Below are 18,356 nucleotides of genomic sequence, written 5' to 3'. Positions count from 1 at the left end.
CAAAGATTACGCGTGCCGTGAAAATACCGGGGCCAGACCCAGAACCTGTTAGTTCACCCATTGCCAAGAGTGGCAAGGGGCGAGGACGGCGACGTCGGTTGATCTTGCGTTTGTTTGGTTTGGTGTTTGCCGGGGTCTGTGCCGTTCTGGTTGGGGCGATTTACTTTGGTATGGGCCGTCAGTTCGAAGCGCCAGAATGGTTGCGCCTGCGGGTTGAAGCCAGGATTGAGCGGAACCTGGCCGGGATGCAGATTGAATTTGGTCAGATCTACATGGTGGTCAATCATGGCTGGCGACCCAGGGTTGGGCTGCGGGATGTTGTGCTGAGCAAGGCTGACGGCACGGTGATGGCGCAGCTGTCGGATGCGCAGGCCTCGTTAGCGATGAGGCCGCTTTTGTTGGGCCGGGTACAGCCTAAGCGGATCAGCATTAGCGGTTTGTTTGCCACCTTGCGGCGGGACGCGAGTGGCGATGTTGCTTTGAGCCTAACAAGTGGTGATGCACCATTGCGGCAGGCGGCAGGGGTGCCGCAATTGATCGAAGAGTTTGACAGCCTGCTGCAGAGACCGGCCCTGACCGCGTTAGTCGAGATTGAGACCGAGGCGCTGACGTTGCGCTATGAAGATGCAAGACATGGTCGGGCCTGGACCCTGGATGGGGGCCACATGCGGTTGGATCGTGAGGGGCAGAATCTTGATATTTCTGGTGGGTTCTCTGTTTTGAGCGGACGGGACTACGCCAGCTCAGTCGAGGCTAACTACCGTTCGGTGATTGGCGATCCTGCGGCTGAGTTCGGGATACTTGTCAGTGAAGTTGCCAGCGAGGATATTGCTGTACAAAGCCCTGCGCTGGAGTGGTTGCAGGTGCTTCGGGCCCCAATTTCGGGGTCATTACGGGGTGGTGTTGGGAGCGACGGGGTCATTTTACCGTTCTCCTCTAGCTTGTCGATCGGAACTGGTGTTTTGCAGCCGACTGACCAAACCCTGCCGATCCCATTTCAGGGGGCCAGCCTTTACATTTCCTACACGCCGGAAACGCAGATCCTTAGCTTTGACGAATTGACAGTCAACAGTGGTTGGGGAGCAGGAACCATGGTGGGGCAGGCCCATCTGAATGGGGTCGAAACTGGCACGCTGACCGATTTGGTCGGCCAATTACAGTTTTCCGACCTAAGCCTGAACCCCAAGGATATGTACAGCGAACCGTTGGAGCTGACAGGTTTAAACGTGGACCTTAAGTTGGAATTGAACCCGTTTAGACTGCGGTTAGGGGAAATGCTGGTTCAAGACGGTGAGAGTAATATTCTACTTAGCGGTGAAGTGCGCGCCGGGTTCGCGGGGTGGGATTATGATCTGACCGGTAAGGTGGATCAGGTGGATGTAGAACGGGTTAAGCTGCTGTGGCCAGAAGCGGCACCGCCGAAACCGCGTAAATGGGTGCGCGAGAACCTGTGGAATGGCACCGCACGGGACGTCAACCTTGCCCTGCGGGGGCGGGATGGCAAAAAGCCGTTCGTGTATCTTGACCTTGGGTTCGAGGATGGCGTTGTTCAGTTTCAAAAGAATATGCCGCCGTTGCGCGATGCCTCGGGGCAGCTGAGCATCTATGGCAAGCGTTTGGTGGTAACGGCGACAGGCGGCACGGTGACGGCAGATCAAGGTGGGCAAATCGATGTTGCCGGGACATCGTTCATTATCCCGGATACTTCGGTCAAACGGGGTGGGCCGGGGATTGCCCGCGTGGTTGCATCGGGGCCGGTAACGGCTGTGCTGTCACTGTTGAACCGGCCGCCGCTATCGGTGCTGAAGAACAGTAACTTTCCCGTCGATCTGGCTAAGGGGTTGGTACGCGTTGCCGGTACCTTGTCGCTGCCATTGAAAGAAAAGGTGCCGACCGAGGAAATATCCTATCATTACCGTGGTCATATTGATGAGGTGAGCAGCTCTATCTTAGTGCCAGGGCATGAGTTGTCAGCACAGCGGTTGAACCTGAGAGGCACCCATAGTGGTGTCGAAATTCAAGGCGATGGGCAGTTGTCGGGTGTGCCGGTCAAAGCCGCTTGGCGCATGGCGCTTGGCAAGGGGGTTCCTAAAGACAGCCAGGTCGAGGGTACTGTCGAGTTGTCACAGGCCACGGTCGATGCGTTTAACCTGGGGCTTCCGCCGGGATCCATAAGTGGGCGTTCCGAAGGTGCGTTCATTGTTGATCTTGCACCAGAGCAACCGCCGGTATTGTCCTTGCAATCGGACCTGGCGGGTGCAGGTCTGAGAATTCCTTCGTTGGGCTGGTCGATGGGGGCTGAGGCAACCGGCGAGCTAAAACTAACTGCGCAGTTGGGAGAAACCGCGCAGGTGGACGAACTGTCGCTGACTGCGCCGGGACTTTCTGCGATTGGAACAATTAGTACCTTGGTCGGCGGTGGGCTGGAAAGCGCCAAGTTTAGTGCAGTGAAAGTCGGCAACTGGCTGCGCGGATCAGCAGAACTGGTGGGGCGCGGAGAGGCTGGTTTGGCGGTCAATATGTCAAACGGGGTGCTTGACATGCGGAATATGCCGTTTTCCAGCTCTAGCGGTGCAGCTGGCAGCGCAAGTAGTGGACCGATCACCTTAAAACTAGACCGGTTGCAAGTGACGGATAGCTTTGCCTTGCACGGGTTTCGCGGTGATTTCTCAACCTTGGGTGGGTTCAACGGTAATTTCCGCGGTTCCCTGAATGGGCAAACGGTGGTCGAAGGGCAGGTGGTTCCTCAGAACGGTGGCGTCGCCATGCGTCTTCGTTCGGCGGATGCCGGGGGGGTATTCCGATCTGCGGGGGTTGTTCACCATGGTCGAGGAGGGGATTTTGACATGACGCTGGTTCCTGCCAATAAGACGGGTGAGTTTGATGGTCGTCTTAAGGTGAAGAACATCCGCGTCAAAGATGCGCCTGCCATTGCGGCGCTGATCAACTCACTTAGCCTTGTTGGGTTATTTGACGAACTGTCTGGGCAGGGGATTTTGTTCACAGAGGTAGATGCACGGTTCCGTCTTGGGGCTTCGCATCTGGTGGTGCACGAGAGTAGTGCCGTGGGGGCCTCAATTGGGCTGTCTATGGATGGCAATTATGACTTGTTGACTGGCGTTATGAACATGCGTGGAGTATTGTCGCCGATCTATTTGTTGAATGCTATTGGGCGGGTTTTTTCCCGCAAGGGTGAAGGGTTGATTGGCTTTGCCTTTACCCTGCGTGGCACAGCGGATGATCCTCAGGTTAAAGTGAACCCTTTGTCAGGGTTGGCTCCTGGAATTCTGCGTGATGTTTTCCGAGGGCAGGCGCCAATCATACCCGGGCAGGTCGTCCCTGAGCCGGAGGTGCCGGCCGACGGATTGACGCCAGCCCAGCGTAACAGTCAAGGACGTTAGGACGTGTTGGCAATCTGGGCATGGTCAAGCGACTGAGAACCGCCTATAGCGCAGGCATGAAACTTAGTGACTTTGATTTTGATCTGCCTGATGACCTGATTGCAACTCGTCCTGCCAGTCCGCGCAGTTCGGCGCGTCTGCTGGTGGCCGAAGGGGACGTGATTCACGATGGCACGGTTACTGACCTGGTGGATTGGCTGCAGCCGGGAGATCGGTTGGTGCTGAACGACACCAAGGTCATTCCTGCGCGCCTTAGTGGGCTGCGTCATCGCGACAGTGCACAGGGGGCTGTTGCTGCTAAGATCGAAGTTACACTGTTGGAGCCGCGTGCTGATGGCAATTGGAGCGCGTTGCTGAAGCCGCTGAAAAAGATCAAGGTTGGCGAAGATGTTGTCTTTGGTGAAGGGTTCAGCGCCACGCTAGTGGGCATTTCCGAAGGTCAGGGCCTGCTTCGGTTCAATCTTGCAGGTGATGATTTCGATGCGGCGCTGGCTGAGGCCGGTGCGATGCCTTTGCCACCCTATATTGCAGCCAAGCGGCCGGCGGATGCCCAAGACAAACAAGATTATCAAACCGTCTGGGCGCGCAATTCAGGTGCCGTGGCGGCGCCGACGGCAAGTCTGCACTTTGATGACGCCCTGTTGCAGGCATTGGCGGCCAAGGGCGTGGAATTCACCCATGTGACATTGCATGTGGGGGCAGGGACGTTTTTGCCAGTCAAGGTCGAAGACGTGACAACCCACAAGATGCACGCGGAATGGGGGCGGGTTAGCGAACAGGCGGCCACCGAAATTGCGGCAACCAAGGCGGCTGGTGGGCGGGTGATCCCAGTTGGCACTACGGCGCTGCGCCTAATCGAAAGTGCGGCCAGGGGTGGTGAGATTGCGCCATGGGAAGGCGAAACGGATATCTTTATCTACCCCGGCTTTATCTTTCATGTGGCTGACGCGCTGATGACCAATTTCCATTTGCCCAAATCGACTTTGTTGATGCTTGTCTCAGCGCTGATTGGGCAGGACCGGGTGAAGGCGATCTATGATCATGCGGTCAAGGATGGCTATCGGTTCTTTTCTTACGGGGATGCCTCGCTGTTGATACCCTGATGAACGTGGTTCTTGCTGCGTGAGTTGAAAAGGTGCAGGTTTCGCCGCAAAGGAGATTTGCGGTATGGGCGGAATAATTGTTGTCACAGGGGCCACAAGCGGATTGGGGCTGGCCTTGGTTCGCCAGCTAATAGTGGCTGGCTATCAACCCGTTTTGACAGGTCGAAATATAGAGAAAGTAGGATCACTCGCTGCGGAACTGGGCGTGGCTGGCTATCAGATGGATGTTGCTGATGCTGCTTCCATTCAGCAGGTGAGCGCCCAGATTGTCGATGATTTGGGTGCGGTGGACGGGCTGATCAATAACGCAGGAATTTGGTTGGAGGGGGACTTTGAAACCTACTCAACCGCTCAGATCCTGCAGGTGATGGACATCAACACCACGGGCACAATCCTGACCACTCATGCCTTTTTGCCTGACATGTTGAGCCGAGGCAGTGGAACCGTGATAAACACGGTTTCAACCGGGGCACTGTATTGTCGCAAATTGATCAGCGTCTATTCGGCCAGCAAGTGGGCTATCCGTGGCTTTACCGGCTGTATGGAGGTAGAGTGTGCCCCCAAAGGGGTGCGTGTCATGGGGTTCTATCCCGGCAAAATCGACAGCAGTATGTACGAAACAGCAGGTATTGAACGGGATCTGGAGATTGCCATGACGCCCGAACAGGGCGCCGAAATGGTTGTGACCATGCTGCAAAGTGAGGGTATGGTTTGGTCGCAGGTCTCGGGTCGCGCGATTTCGGATTACCAGTAACAATAAAGCATAGCGTGTTAGTTTGCGTCGCTTTTGGATCTAGCATGACGGAAAACTAACAGAATTGGGATTCATTCTTGGCGACAAGCAGCCATCTGCGCGGTCGCAATCTACTTAGGTTGGGCCGGATGGTCTGTCCCTAAAAAAGAAGGAATGCCGGGGATGTTTCAGGTTCTGTCGAGCGCTTGGGCGTTGTTGCTGGGAATGGGTTTGCTGATGGTCGGAAACGGCTTGCAGGGGACCCTGTTGGGTGTGCGCGGAGAAATCGAGGGGTTTACGACCCTTGAGATGTCTTTTGTAATGTCGGCTTACTTCGTCGGTTTTCTGGGCGGCTCCAAACTGGCACCTGACCTGATCCGCCGTGTTGGTCACGTGCGGGTGTTTGCGGCATTGGCATCGTTTATTTCTGCTGTGATGATCCTGTACCCGGCCTTTACCAACCCGGCGGCGTGGATCCTTGGGCGGGTGATCATCGGATTCTGTTTTTCGGGTGTGTACGTCACCGCTGAAAGCTGGCTGAACAACGCGGCTGACAATGAGAACCGAGGCAAGGCGTTATCATTGTACATGATGGTACAGATGGCCGGGATTGTGGGGGCGCAGGGGCTACTGCTGGTTGGTGACCCGGCAGGGTACGAGACCTTTGTCATTGCTTCGGTTTTGGTCTCGATCTCATTTGCACCAATTTTGCTATCGATCTCGCCGACGCCTGCCTTTGACACAGCCAAACCTATGACCTTGAAGCAGTTGTTTGATACCTCGCCTCTGGGTTGTGTTGGTATGTTCCTGTTGGGCGGCGTGTTTTCAGCACAGTTTGGTATGAGCGCTGTTTTTGGGGCTGAGGCTGGGCTGAGCCTTTTGGAAATCTCGATCTTTGTGGCGACATTCTATGTGGGCGCGACCTTGCTGCAATACCCGCTGGGCTGGATTTCGGACCGGATGGACCGGCGTGTGCTTATTCTGATTATTGCTGGGGTTGGTGCCGTTGGTGCTACAATCGGCATGAAATTCGGCCTGCAGTTTGAGATGCTGCTTGTCTCGGCGTTCTTGATCGGTGGTATGACAAGTCCGCTGTATTCACTGTTGATTGCGCACACCAATGACTATCTGGATCATGATGACATGGCGGCGGCCTCGGGTGGGTTGGTGTTCATCAACGGGCTGGGCGCCATTGCCGGGCCGGTCGTCACCGGTTGGCTGATGAGTGAAGGCGTGTTTGGTCCACAGGGGTATTTCCTCTTCATGATTGTGTTGCTGGCTGCCTTGGCTGTGTATGCAGGCTACCGGACAACTCAGCGGGCTGCCATTCCTCTGGAAGACACCGGAATCATGGCCCCAATGTCGCCGACTGCTTCGCCAGTTTCGGTTGAGTTCGCCCAGGAATACGCAATCGAAACTGACCTCGAAGAGCATGATGCTGCTCATGACTTAGGATGATTGCGCTAACTGGGCGTATTCTTGTGCAAGCTTTCACAAATCAGTCACACATGTTGCAAAATGTTACCGTAATAGGCTTGTACAATGGACCCAATTTCGACTGTTAATAAAGGGCAGGCAAAAACTGGAGTATGACCCATGGTTGGTCCCGACGAGGTTCTGGAGTTCTGGCTAGATGAAGCTGGACCGAAGAGCTGGTATTTACAGGATGAGGCGTTCGACGCTGAAATACGAAACCGATTTGAGAAGGCTTGGGAAGGCCTATGCGAAGGCAAGTTCTCGATGTGGCTTACCTACCCTAGCGGGGCGCTGGCCTACCTGATCTTATCGGATCAATTCCCACGCAATATGTTCCGAGGCTCCGGCACGGCCTTTGCCAGCGACCAGCTTGCGCTGGCTGCAGCCAAGGCTGCGATCAGCAAGAAGTGGGATCTAAAGATTGATGAGCCAGCCCGGCAGTTCTTCTATCTTCCGTTGATGCATTCCGAGAACCTATGCGATCAGGATCGGTGTGTGCGGCTGATGAAGGAACGGATGCCGTCCGAAGGTCCGTCGAACCTATTGCACGCCCGTGCTCACCGTGAGGTGATCCGGCTGTTTGGTCGGTTCCCATATCGGAACGAGGCGCTAGAACGTAGCAGTACGGCGCCAGAAGTCGATTATGTCACAGCAGGCGGTTACGGTGAGACCGTGCGAGTTTTGCAGGCCGCGGGCTAGTACGGTCTAGGATGACGGCGGCAAGCAGTTGGCGGGTTGACTTAGTTGATCGGCCAGCGTTGTCGCCGCTGTTTGCGCAGCGTCGTGAATGATTTCGTTAGGCAACTGACGCAGCGCTGACATCTCATGCTGAAGGGATGTCAGGCGCTGGTCCAGCCTATCGAGTTGACCTATTACAACCTGTTCGGGGAGGTTGACGAGGTCACTACGCAGGCCTGCCACTTCAATCCGTAGATCTTGGATGCGGTCCTGAACCGGGGTGACCTGTAGGACGGCCTCTGTCACCCTTACTGTGACGTCCTGTACAGAAGACATCAGCTTCCATCCCAGAAATAAACAAAGCGCCAGCAGTATCAGGGTTGCATTTATCATGGCTTTGAGCAGATCGAAAATGGTTTGCTTCATGGCTGAGGCCTTTGTTTTTAATATGCATCGTGGGAAATGGGGCAGTGATCTTCAGTGCATGGTTTCAGAAAATGCTAGAAAATGCTACCGAGAACGGCGCGAAACAGTGGCCGGGCTTGACGTGACACTGAATGATTGCAGTTGGAAAATAATTAGTTTAATGGTGAACTAGTTTTTAAATTCGCAGTGCTGAGGGAATTACAATGGCTACCAAATCCTTTGATCTGATCGTTATCGGGGCCGGGCCGGGGGGCTATGTTGCCGCCATTCGTGGTGCGCAACTGGGGCTGAAGGTTGCAGTTGTAGAGCGAGAGCATCTGGGCGGCATCTGTTTGAACTGGGGCTGTATCCCAACCAAGGCATTGCTGCGCAGTTCCGAAGTCTTTCATCTGATGCACCGCGCCAAAGAGTTTGGTCTGAAAGCTGACAACATCGATTATGACATTGATGCGGTTGTTAAGCGTTCACGCGGAGTGGCCAAGCAGCTGTCCGGCGGTGTTGGCCATCTTCTGAAGAAGAACAAAGTTACTGTCATTATGGGCGCGGCGATGATCCCGGCCAAAGGCAAGGTCAGCGTTAAGACCGACAAAGGCACTGAAGAGCTGACGGCCAAGAATATCATTCTGGCAACCGGCGCACGGGCTCGGGAATTGCCGGGCCTAGAGGCTGACGGTGATCTGGTTTGGACCTACAAGCACGCATTGACTCCGCCAAAGATGCCAAAGAAGCTGCTGGTCATTGGATCGGGTGCCATCGGTATCGAATTCGCCAGCTTCTACAACACGTTGGGCGTTGATACGACCGTTGTCGAAGTTATGGATCGGGTGCTGCCGGTTGAAGACGCTGAAATTTCGGCCTTTGCCAAGAAGGCGTTCAAGAAACAGGGCATGAAGATCATGGAGAAAGCCATGGTCAAGCAGTTGGATCGTGGCAAGGGCACTGTTACGGCGCATATCGAGGTCGGCGGTAAGGTTGAGAAACAGGAATTTGACACCGTGATTTCGGCTGTTGGCATTGTGGGCAATGTTGAAAACCTGGGGCTAGAGGCTCTGGGTGTCAAAATCGACCGGACCCATGTTGTCACGGATGAGTTCTGCCGCACCGGCATCGACGGGCTGTATGCCATTGGTGATATCGCGGGCGCGCCGTGGTTGGCCCACAAGGCAAGCCACGAAGGTGTGATGGTAGCTGAACTGGTTGCTGACAAACACGCGCGTCCGGTGAAGCCTGAGAGCATCGCCGGTTGTACCTACTGTCATCCTCAGGTGGCGAGTGTTGGTTATACTGAGGCCAAGGCCAAAGAGCTGGGGTATGACATCAAGGTTGGTCGTTTCCCATTCATTGGCAACGGCAAGGCAATCGCGCTGGGTGAGCCCGAGGGCATGATCAAGACCGTGTTTGACGCTAAAACCGGCGAGTTGCTGGGTGCGCATATGATCGGGGCAGAGGTGACTGAACTGATCCAGGGTTATGTGGTGGGTCGCCAGTTGGAAACAACTGAGGAAGACCTGATGAACACCGTGTTCCCACATCCAACGCTAAGTGAGATGATGCATGAAAGTGTGCTGGATGCCTTTGATCGTATGATCCACATGTAGTCCGGGAATGAAATAAGAAGATTGAGTCGCCTGGTACCAGAGATGGTTCCGGGCGATTTTTCTTGGATGGTGGCGACTATTCGCCAATGGGTAAGTGTTTCACTTTCTCCTACAGGACTGCGATCACTAGAGATTCCAAATTCCCAAGTCTGCTATGTTGGGCGACCGATTAGGAGAGCTACAAATTGCTCGACAGTACGTCATCCGGGGGCATAATTTACAGCCGTTGACTGTGTGTTGAGTTGTAAGAGGTGTCCTATGAAATACTTTAGATCTCTCTCTACGGTTGCAGTTGTTCTCTCCATATCTGCAACCTCTGCCTATTCTGAAAACGCTGTCCTGCCTGGCGAAGGCTCTTTCACCAAATTTGGTGAAACCGACGGTTGGACCGTCTTTGTGGATGTCCAACGTCAATCATGCCTGATTGAACGTGTGGACGCTGAGGCCAATGTTGTTCAGATGGGGCTGACCTCGGATCATAAATTGGGTTACCTGGGCGTGTTCTCCAAAACCGCTGATCTGGGTAACGGCGGGAAGGAAGATATCTTTGTTGATTTGGATGGGGTTATGTACACGTCACAGGCAACCAAGATGAGAAAGAACCTAACTGACGGTTACGCAGGCGGATACATTCTTGCCAACAACCCTCAATTCATCGAGGATCTGGCCAAGAAATATACGATGACAGTGTTCCCTGAAGAAGAGCAGTCATTTGTTGTAGATCTCGCCGGAACGTATAAAGCGATGGAGATGGCCCGCGCTTGTAACGCCGAGCAGAATTGAGCCATAATACAATGATTAATAAGGGGCCGTTCCAGTCGCGGCCCCTTTTTACGTCTGAAATTTGAATTGCGACATACTGAGGAATGCCAATGCCCAGCCTGAATCGAATTGCCATGGGGAAGTCCAGTCGCGGTATGATCCGTGCTCTGGGTCCTAAAAAGCTTCATGTGGCCGAGATTTCAGGCAAGTGGGGGCAGATGTTTGATTTTGCCTCGTATCAGCAGTTTCTCTATCCGGAATATGACATCTGCCAAGGGCCAGTTTTGCAGGAAGATGGCAGGCCGAAAAAGTTTGATTTGGTGCTGGCAAATCAGGTTTGGGAGCATCTGGACCGGCCTTATGCGGCGACCAAGAACGTGCGTAGGATGTTGCGGAAGGGCGGGTATTTCTGGTTGGCTGTGCCGTTCTATGTTCCCTATCATGCTGCGCCAAATGATTGTTCACGCTGGTCGGCGCGTGGGCTGACCAACTTGCTGATTGAGTGCGGGTTTGACGAAGATGCGATCCGTGCTGAGCAATGGGGCAATGCCAATGCGGCCCTGCGTAACCTAGAGGCCAAATGGCCACCGGAGTATGACGAAGCATCCGACCCGATGGACAATGATCCGATGATGCCGATTTGTGCCTGGGCCATCGCGCAAAAGACCTAATGCGCGACCATGTTGTGCGAATTTTCACAGAACCGCTGCTGGTTTACGGCTGCGGTTTTGGCTATTGATCCGGCAACTATGACTTGGGGCGGGATGGGCCGCACCCAAGAGTAAAGGCATATCAATGACAACGTCGGATAAAACCCGCTGGGGGCTGATCCTGGTGATTTGGGCGGCTGGTCTGGGGGCCGCTGCGCAATACGGCAAAATCTCGGTGGTTTTTGACCGCATGGCGGAACTGTATCCGCTGGCTGGAGGATCCATCGGGTTTACTGTGTCGCTGGTCGGGCTGTTGGGGATCTTGTTTGGTGTGGTCGCCGGGATGTTCGTTGCTGCCTTTGGCTATCGTCGTACGCTGGTTTGGGCCTTGTGGACCGGTGCCGTGATGTCGGCACTACAGGCGCTTCATCTGCCGTTTCCTGTCTTTCTGGGGACCCGTGTCATCGAGGGGCTTTCTCATCTGGGACTGGTTGTCGCCGGGCCAACGTTGATTGCGCAGGTGAGCACCGAGAAAACTCGTGGTCTGGCAATGACCTTGTGGAGCACGTTTTTCGCTGTGGCCTTTACCCTGTTAGCGTGGTTGGGGCTGCCACTGGTTGCCAAATTCGGGGTGTTGTCGCTGTTCGGGGCACATGCTGCAATCATGGCAGGGTTGGCGGTTCTGTTGGGTCAGGCGTTGCGCAATGTACCGGTGCCGGAACGCCAAGCGGTGCCAAGTCTGGCAAAGTTGCCTGCGTTACACTGGCGGATTTATCGGTCACCGTGGCTGGTTGCGCCGGCCGCAGGGTGGTTGTTCTATACAGCATGCTTTGTTGCGATCCTGACAGTGATCCCGCCGTTTATCGATGAAAACATCCGCGGATTTGTGCTCGGGGTGATGCCGCTGGCCAGCATTGCAGTGTCGATGACCCTAGGGGTGTACCTTCTGCGGTTTGTCCGGGCGGTGCGTTTGGTCCAGACCGGGTTCGCCCTGTGTGCGATGATTGGGGTCTGGTTGATGCTGGTGCCGGGATCGCCACTTGCCTGCATTGCTGTGGCTGGCGCAATGGGATTGGTGCAGGGAGGCAGCTTTGCTATGGTGCCGCAACTGAACGAAACGGCAGCAGATCGGGCACGGTCTAGCGGGGCTATGGCGCAGGCTGGCAATCTGGGCAATACCATCGGCACGCCGCTGATGGTCACGGTATTGTCAACTGCGGGCTATGCGGGAATGTTGAGCACCGTAGTGGTTCTGTTTTCTGCTGGTTTTTTGGTGCACGCCGTACTGGCAATACGCCGCCGGTTTTAAAATGTTCGCTTAACGTTCTCATTTTTTTGTTGGAATGCTGATTGCTTTTCCCTATGAGTAGGGCGTCTTCTGGGGGGCATTATGGCCGAGTTGAAATCTATCGAAGTGCGCGGTGCGCGCGAACACAATCTTAAGAGCATCGACGTGGATATTCCGCGCGATCAGCTGGTTGTCATCACTGGCTTGTCGGGCTCGGGTAAATCCAGTCTGGCGTTTGATACCATCTATGCCGAAGGTCAGCGCCGTTATGTCGAGAGCCTGAGCGCCTATGCCAGGCAATTCCTTGATATGATGGAGAAACCGGACGTGGACCACATTAGTGGCCTTAGTCCTGCGATCTCGATTGAACAGAAGACAACCAGCAAGAACCCACGGTCTACCGTTGGGACCGTGACCGAGATTTACGACTATCTGCGCCTGTTGTTTGCCCGCGCAGGTACGCCCTATAGCCCTGCAACTGGCCTGCCGATTGAGGCACAACAGGTGCAGGACATGGTCGACCGGATTATGAAGTTGGACGAAGGCACCCGCGGCTATTTGCTGGCGCCCATCGTGCGCGACCGTAAGGGTGAGTACAAAAAAGACTTTCTGGAACTGCGAAAGCAGGGATTCCAGCGGGTCAAGGTGGATGGCGAGTTCTACGAGCTGGATGAGCCGCCGACGCTGGACAAGAAATACCGCCACGATATCGACGTTGTCGTCGACCGTTTGGTGGTACGCGAAGGGCTGGAAACTCGGCTAGCGGACAGCCTGCGCACTGCGCTGGATTTGGCCGATGGCATTGCCATTCTGGAAACGGCAGCGGATGAGCCCGAGCGAATTACGTTCTCGGAAAAATTTGCCTGTCCGGTCAGTGGGTTCACCATTCCTGAGATTGAGCCGCGGCTGTTCTCATTCAACGCGCCCTTTGGGGCCTGTCCTGAATGTGACGGGCTAGGTGTCGAGCTGTTCTTTGATGAGCGCCTCGTGGTGCCGGACCAGACGCTGAAGATATATGACGGCGCGCTGGCCCCTTGGAGAAAGGGCAAGTCGCCTTATTTCCTGCAAACAATTGAGGCCATCGCCAAACACTATGAGTTCGACAAAAACACATCGTGGAAGGACTTGTCGCCCAAGGTTCAAAACGTGTTCCTGCGGGGTTCCGGCGATGAAGAGATTATGTTCCGCTATGACGAAGGTGGGCGGGTTTATCAGGTAGAGCGGGTGTTCGAAGGGGTTATCCCCAACATGGAGCGGCGCTATCGCGAGACTGATTCCAACTGGATCCGCGAAGAGTTTGAACGCTATCAGAACAACCGGCCTTGTGGGTCCTGCGAGGGATATCGCCTGCGGGACGAAGCACTGGCCGTGAAAATTGCCGGTATTCACGCAGGGCAAGTTGTGCAGATGTCGATCCGCGAGGCGCTGACCTGGATCGAAGATGTGCCAAACCATCTGACAGTTCAGAAGCAGGAAATCGCTCGCGCGATCGTCAAGGAAATCCGCGAGCGTCTTGGGTTCCTGAATAACGTTGGTTTGGACTATCTGTCATTGAGCCGGAACTCGGGGACTTTGTCCGGTGGTGAAAGCCAGCGTATTCGCTTGGCCAGCCAGATCGGCTCGGGGCTGACAGGTGTATTGTATGTACTGGATGAGCCGTCGATTGGCCTGCACCAGCGTGACAATGATCGGCTGCTAGGTACGCTGAAAAACCTGCGTGATCAGGGTAATACGGTCATCGTGGTGGAACATGACGAAGAGGCGATCCGCGAGGCGGATTATGTGTTTGATATTGGTCCTGGGGCTGGTGTGCACGGTGGGCAGGTTGTCAGCGAGGGTACACCTGCTGAGTTGATAGCTGATGCGGCCTCGATCACTGGACAGTACCTTGCTGGTACTCGTGAGATTGCGGTGCCTGCTAAGCGGCGCAAAGGCAACAAGAAGAAGATCAAAGTGGTCAAGGCCACTGGTAACAATCTGAAAAACGTCACGGCTGAATTCCCGTTGGGCAAATTTGTCTGTGTGACCGGGGTGTCAGGTGGCGGCAAGTCGACACTGACGATTGAAACCCTGTTCAAGACCGCCTCGATGCGATTGAACGGCGCGCGCCAGACGCCTGCGCCCTGTGAGACCATCAAAGGGTTGGAGCATCTGGATAAGGTGATTGACATTGATCAGCGCCCCATTGGGCGGACGCCGCGGTCAAATCCGGCAACTTACACTGGCGCGTTCACCCCGATCCGCGACTGGTTTGCAGGTCTGCCTGAGTCCAAGGCACGAGGCTACAAACCTGGTCGGTTCAGTTTCAACGTTAAAGGTGGGCGTTGTGAGGCCTGTCAGGGCGATGGTCTGATCAAGATCGAGATGCATTTCTTACCCGACGTCTACGTCACCTGCGAAACGTGCCAAGGCGCGCGCTACAATCGGGAAACGTTGGAGATCAAGTTCAAAGGCAAGTCGATTGCCGATGTTCTGGATATGACGGTTGAGGACGCACAGGAGTTTTTCCAGGCGGTGCCGCCGATCCGCGATAAGATGGACGCACTGCACCGGGTGGGGCTTGGCTATATCAAGGTTGGCCAGTCGGCGACGACTTTGTCAGGTGGTGAGGCTCAGCGGGTGAAATTGTCCAAGGAGTTGGCCAAGAGATCAACCGGGCGGACGTTGTATATTCTGGATGAGCCGACCACAGGTCTGCATTTCGAAGATGTGCGTAAGTTGCTGGAAGTGCTGCATGAACTGGTTGACCAGGGCAATTCGGTTGTGGTGATCGAACACAATCTGGATGTGGTGAAAACTGCCGACTGGATCATCGATATCGGCCCCGAGGGCGGCGATGGCGGTGGAGAGATCGTGGCGGTTGGAACGCCGGAAAAGGTTGCCGAAGAGCCTCGCAGCCATACTGGGCATTACCTCAAGGATATGCTGCAGCCTAAGAAAGTCGCGGCTGAGTAACGCACTTGTTGCGACCACTTTCGTTTGAACATGATAGTAACCCCCGCACCAAGCCGATTGGTGCGGGGGTTTTCTTTGCATGGGTTGAAAGATTTCTGCAAAGATTGGGAAATAAACAGTTGTTCAATTCCTATAGGCTCGCGCTATAACACCAGCATTCAGATCAACCGGAGGTCCTGACATGGATTTTGCACCAACCGAGGAACAAACTGCCATTTTCGATATGGCCTTTGCATTCGGACAGGAGCAGATTGCTCCGCACGCCCAGACTTGGGAAGCCGAAGGTACGATGCCCAAGGCGCTGTGGCCTCAGATCGGCGAGCTTGGGTTTGGTGGGCTGTATGTGTCGGATGAATATGGCGGGTCTGGCCTGTCGCGGCTGGATGCTACGCTGGTATTCGAAGCCTTGGCGATGGCGTGCCCTGCGGTTGGGTCGTTCCTGTCGATCCACAATATGTGCGGCGGTATGATCGACAAGTTCGGATCGGAAGAGACCAAACAGAAATGGCTGCCAGACCTGTGCACGATGTCCAAGGTGTTCTCGTACTGCTTGACCGAGCCGGGGTCTGGGTCAGATGCGGCGGCGCTGAAGACACGGGCTGACAAGACAAATGAAGGTTACACCCTGAACGGTACCAAGTCGTTTATCTCGGGCGGTGGCTACTCGGATGCCTATATCTGCATGGTGCGCAGTGGCGAAGACGGCCCCAAGGGGATCTCGGCTGTGGTGGTCGAGGACGGCGCGGAAGGTTTGTCGTTTGGTGGGCTTGAAGCCAAGATGGGCTGGAAGGCGCAGCCGACGGCGCAGGTGCAGTTCGATGATTGCAAGATCCCGGCAGACAACCTGATCGGGGTTGAGGGCAAGGGGTTTTCCTACGCTATGGCGGGGCTTGATGGCGGGCGGCTGAATATCTCGGCAGGGGCGCTTGGCGGTGCTCAGCAGGCGCTGAACCTGACGCTGCAATACATGTCTGAGCGTCAGGCGTTTGGCAAAAGCATCGATCAGTTTCAGGGCTTGCAGTTCCGACTGGCCGAATATGAAACCAAGCTGCAAGCGGCCCGCACGTTCTTGCGTCAGGCGGCGTGGAAGCTGGATACCGGCGCGCCGGATGCTAGTAAGTTTTGCGCCATGGCCAAGCTGATGGTCACTGACGTAGCATTTGAGGTCGCCAATGGCTGTTTGCAGCTGCACGGCGGTTATGGCTATCTAGCTGACTATGGGATTGAAAAGATTGTCCGTGATCTGCGGGTGCATCAGATTCTTGAGGGCACCAATGAAATCATGCGGGTGATCGTGGCACGGCATCTGCTGGCTGAGAACCGCTAAGGAACCAATTACATGAGTGACATCAATATCCGCATTTCGGGCAAGGCAGGCCGAATTACCCTGACCAGACCTGACGCCTTGAATGCGCTGACCTATGATATGTGCATGGCGATCGATGCTGCGCTGGTTGAGTGGGCCACCGATGATGCGGTTCAGGTGGTTATTCTGGACGCAGAAGGGGACAAGGCGTTCTGCGCGGGTGGCGACATTGCCGAGATGTACCATACAGGCATCGCTGGTGACTTGGAGTACGGGCGCAAGTTCTGGCGGGATGAGTATCGGATGAATGCCAGAATATTTGAATACCGCAAACCTGTGGTCAGCTTCCTGCAAGGGTTCACTATGGGCGGCGGTGTTGGCATTGGCTGTCATGGTACCCAGCGTGTGGTGGGTGAAACCAGCCAGATCTCGATGCCCGAGGCGGGTATTGGTCTGATCCCGGATGTGGGCGGTACCTTGTTGTTGGCGCTGGCGCCGGGACGGCTGGGGGAATACCTTGGTGTTACCAATACCCGTATGGGGCCGGATGATGCGATTTTTGCTGGATTTGCCGATCTCTATATCGAGCAGGACAAGTGGCCCGCTCTGATTGCCGCAATGGAGGCAGATGGCGATCCTATTTGCCTACAGGGCGCAGCGAGCGAACCGAGCCGTGGTAAGCTGCGCGATTTGGCGGATGATGTGGACCGGCATTTCGCGGGCGAAACGCTGGGCGATATCCTGACTACTTTGCGTCAGGACAGTAGCGATTTTGCTACAGCTTCACTCAAGCTAATGGGTCGTAATTCACCACTGTCGATGGCGTGTACGGTTGAAATGCTGCACCGGCTGCGTGGGCCGATGATGAATATGCGGACCGCGTTGGATCTCGAGTATCGATTTACGCATCGTTCTATGGAAAAGTCTGATTTCCTAGAGGGCATTCGGGCCTTGCTCATCGACAAAGACCGAAACCCGGCGTGGAAATTTGCAGACATGAACGTCCCCACCAGCGCTGTCAGCCAGATGTTGATGCCGCTGCGTGGCGAGGCACTTACATTTGAGGAGGGTTAACCCATGAAGATTGGATTTATTGGCTTAGGCAATATGGGCGGCCCGATGGCGGCTAATCTTGCTAAGGCGGGTCACGAGGTTGTTGGCTTTGATATGGCTGATGTGGCGATTGACGGTGTATCAATGGTGGCGTCAGGGGCCGAGGCCGCTGCTGGGGCAGAGGTGGTAATCACCATGCTGCCAAACGGGCAGATCCTGCGCGCGGTTGCTGATCAGGTGATCCCGGCGATGGCTGCGGGTGCTGCCTTGGTTGATTGTTCCACGGTTGATGTTGATTCGGCCCGTGCGGTGGCTGCGCAGGCGGCTGAGAGTGACTTGTTGTTTGTTGATGCACCGGTATCGGGTGGCGTTGGCGGCGCGGCTGGCGGCACGTTGACCTTTATGGCCGGCGGCAGTGCCGATGCCTTTGCCAAGGCGGATCCGTTGTTTGATGTGATGGGTCAAAAGGCGGTTCATTGTGGCGAGGCAGGGGCGGGGCAGTCTGCCAAGATTTGCAACAACATGATCCTTGGCGTCACTATGGTCGCCACATGCGAGGCCTTTGCGCTGGCGGATAAATTGGGGCTGGACCGGCAGAAGATGTTTGACGTGGTGTCGACCTCGTCTGGTTACAGCTGGACGATGAATGCCTATTGTCCTGCACCGGGCGTTGGACCGCAGTCGCCAGCTGACAATGACTACCAACCCGGGTTTGCGGCTGAGTTGATGCTTAAAGACCTGCGTCTATCGCAGCAGGCCGCTGAAAGCGCCGATGCGGATACCCCGATGGGGCAGTTGGCGCAGGCGCTTTATGCGCAGTTTGTCGAGAATGAGGGCGGGCAGGGGATGGATTTTTCCGCAATGCTGCCCCGGTTTGAAAAGCGCGGTCGCGATTAAATAGATTTGGGCAGCCCGGCGCAATATACG

Annotated in this window: 14 protein-coding genes; 13 read left to right on the top strand and 1 reads right to left on the bottom strand. The window is 55.3% G+C overall.

The window, feature by feature from the left end; translation table 11 throughout:
* Window positions 1-98 precede the first annotated feature (98 nt).
* From DL239_RS11440 to DL239_RS11420, 5 genes are all read left to right on the top strand, one after another.
* Window positions 99-3,401, top strand: coding sequence for a YhdP family protein (locus DL239_RS11440; RefSeq protein ID WP_240931846.1), 3,303 nt, complete (start codon window positions 99-101; stop codon window positions 3,399-3,401).
* 56 nt (window positions 3,402-3,457) lie between these two features.
* On the top strand, window positions 3,458-4,504 hold the full coding sequence (queA, locus tag DL239_RS11435; protein ID WP_167684234.1) for a tRNA preQ1(34) S-adenosylmethionine ribosyltransferase-isomerase QueA: 1,047 nt from the start codon (window positions 3,458-3,460) through the stop codon (window positions 4,502-4,504).
* A 64-nt stretch (window positions 4,505-4,568) separates the two neighbouring features.
* Window positions 4,569-5,258: an SDR family NAD(P)-dependent oxidoreductase gene (locus DL239_RS11430; RefSeq protein WP_167684233.1), complete on the top strand. Its 690-nt coding sequence runs from the start codon at window positions 4,569-4,571 to the stop codon at window positions 5,256-5,258.
* 162 nt (window positions 5,259-5,420) lie between these two features.
* The gene (locus tag DL239_RS11425) at window positions 5,421-6,695 is read left to right on the top strand and encodes an MFS transporter (protein ID WP_167684232.1); all 1,275 of its coding nucleotides are present in this window, start codon (window positions 5,421-5,423) and stop codon (window positions 6,693-6,695) included.
* Window positions 6,696-6,833: 138 nt separating this feature from the next.
* Window positions 6,834-7,412 (top strand): DUF924 family protein, encoded by a 579-nt coding sequence (locus DL239_RS11420; RefSeq protein WP_167684231.1) that lies wholly within the window; start codon window positions 6,834-6,836, stop codon window positions 7,410-7,412.
* A gap of 6 nt (window positions 7,413-7,418) precedes the next feature.
* Here DL239_RS11420 and DL239_RS11415 read toward each other — a convergent pair whose 3' ends face one another.
* Complete coding sequence (locus DL239_RS11415; RefSeq protein WP_167684230.1) at window positions 7,419-7,817, bottom strand: hypothetical protein; 399 nt, start codon at window positions 7,815-7,817, stop codon at window positions 7,419-7,421.
* Window positions 7,818-8,020: 203 nt separating this feature from the next.
* Between DL239_RS11415 and lpdA the strand changes: the two genes are divergently transcribed.
* From lpdA to mmsB, 8 genes are all read left to right on the top strand, one after another.
* Window positions 8,021-9,415, top strand: a complete 1,395-nt coding sequence (lpdA, locus tag DL239_RS11410; RefSeq protein ID WP_167684229.1) for a dihydrolipoyl dehydrogenase — start codon at window positions 8,021-8,023, stop codon at window positions 9,413-9,415.
* A 258-nt stretch (window positions 9,416-9,673) separates the two neighbouring features.
* On the top strand, window positions 9,674-10,198 hold the full coding sequence (locus tag DL239_RS11405) for a hypothetical protein (RefSeq protein ID WP_167684228.1): 525 nt from the start codon (window positions 9,674-9,676) through the stop codon (window positions 10,196-10,198).
* Window positions 10,199-10,287: 89 nt separating this feature from the next.
* On the top strand, window positions 10,288-10,848 hold the full coding sequence (locus DL239_RS11400; RefSeq protein WP_167684227.1) for a methyltransferase domain-containing protein: 561 nt from the start codon (window positions 10,288-10,290) through the stop codon (window positions 10,846-10,848).
* Window positions 10,849-10,972: 124 nt separating this feature from the next.
* Window positions 10,973-12,136: an MFS transporter gene (locus DL239_RS11395; RefSeq protein ID WP_167684226.1), complete on the top strand. Its 1,164-nt coding sequence runs from the start codon at window positions 10,973-10,975 to the stop codon at window positions 12,134-12,136.
* Window positions 12,137-12,217: 81 nt separating this feature from the next.
* Window positions 12,218-15,070 (top strand): excinuclease ABC subunit UvrA, encoded by a 2,853-nt coding sequence (gene uvrA, locus DL239_RS11390; RefSeq protein WP_167684225.1) that lies wholly within the window; start codon window positions 12,218-12,220, stop codon window positions 15,068-15,070.
* Window positions 15,071-15,251: 181 nt separating this feature from the next.
* Window positions 15,252-16,397, top strand: a complete 1,146-nt coding sequence (locus DL239_RS11385) for an acyl-CoA dehydrogenase family protein (RefSeq protein WP_167684224.1) — start codon at window positions 15,252-15,254, stop codon at window positions 16,395-16,397.
* 12 nt (window positions 16,398-16,409) lie between these two features.
* On the top strand, window positions 16,410-17,450 hold the full coding sequence (locus DL239_RS11380) for an enoyl-CoA hydratase/isomerase family protein (protein ID WP_167684223.1): 1,041 nt from the start codon (window positions 16,410-16,412) through the stop codon (window positions 17,448-17,450).
* A 3-nt stretch (window positions 17,451-17,453) separates the two neighbouring features.
* The gene (gene mmsB, locus DL239_RS11375) at window positions 17,454-18,326 is read left to right on the top strand and encodes a 3-hydroxyisobutyrate dehydrogenase (RefSeq protein ID WP_167684222.1); all 873 of its coding nucleotides are present in this window, start codon (window positions 17,454-17,456) and stop codon (window positions 18,324-18,326) included.
* The last annotated feature ends 30 nt before the right edge of the window (window positions 18,327-18,356 follow it).

This window comes from Parasedimentitalea denitrificans (genome assembly GCF_011813015.1).
GTDB lineage: Bacteria > Pseudomonadota > Alphaproteobacteria > Rhodobacterales > Rhodobacteraceae > Parasedimentitalea > Parasedimentitalea denitrificans.
The sequence above is the reverse complement of the archived record's forward strand: the minus strand, read 5'-3'. Positions and strand labels throughout refer to the sequence as shown.

Bases quoted from the DNA above. Each gene is read 5' to 3' on its own strand.
- queA (WP_167684234.1), top strand. From the start codon at position 3,458: ATGAAACTTAGTGACTTTGATTTTGATCTGCCTGATGACCTGATTGCA.
- DL239_RS11430 (WP_167684233.1), top strand. From the start codon at position 4,569: ATGGGCGGAATAATTGTTGTCACAGGGGCCACAAGCGGATTGGGGCTG.
- DL239_RS11425 (WP_167684232.1), top strand. From the start codon at position 5,421: ATGTTTCAGGTTCTGTCGAGCGCTTGGGCGTTGTTGCTGGGAATGGGT.
- DL239_RS11420 (WP_167684231.1), top strand. From the start codon at position 6,834: ATGGTTGGTCCCGACGAGGTTCTGGAGTTCTGGCTAGATGAAGCTGGA.
- DL239_RS11415 (WP_167684230.1), bottom strand. From the start codon at position 7,817: ATGAAGCAAACCATTTTCGATCTGCTCAAAGCCATGATAAATGCAACC.
- lpdA (WP_167684229.1), top strand. From the start codon at position 8,021: ATGGCTACCAAATCCTTTGATCTGATCGTTATCGGGGCCGGGCCGGGG.
- DL239_RS11405 (WP_167684228.1), top strand. From the start codon at position 9,674: ATGAAATACTTTAGATCTCTCTCTACGGTTGCAGTTGTTCTCTCCATA.
- DL239_RS11400 (WP_167684227.1), top strand. From the start codon at position 10,288: ATGCCCAGCCTGAATCGAATTGCCATGGGGAAGTCCAGTCGCGGTATG.
- DL239_RS11395 (WP_167684226.1), top strand. From the start codon at position 10,973: ATGACAACGTCGGATAAAACCCGCTGGGGGCTGATCCTGGTGATTTGG.
- uvrA (WP_167684225.1), top strand. From the start codon at position 12,218: ATGGCCGAGTTGAAATCTATCGAAGTGCGCGGTGCGCGCGAACACAAT.
- DL239_RS11385 (WP_167684224.1), top strand. From the start codon at position 15,252: ATGGATTTTGCACCAACCGAGGAACAAACTGCCATTTTCGATATGGCC.
- DL239_RS11380 (WP_167684223.1), top strand. From the start codon at position 16,410: ATGAGTGACATCAATATCCGCATTTCGGGCAAGGCAGGCCGAATTACC.
- mmsB (WP_167684222.1), top strand. From the start codon at position 17,454: ATGAAGATTGGATTTATTGGCTTAGGCAATATGGGCGGCCCGATGGCG.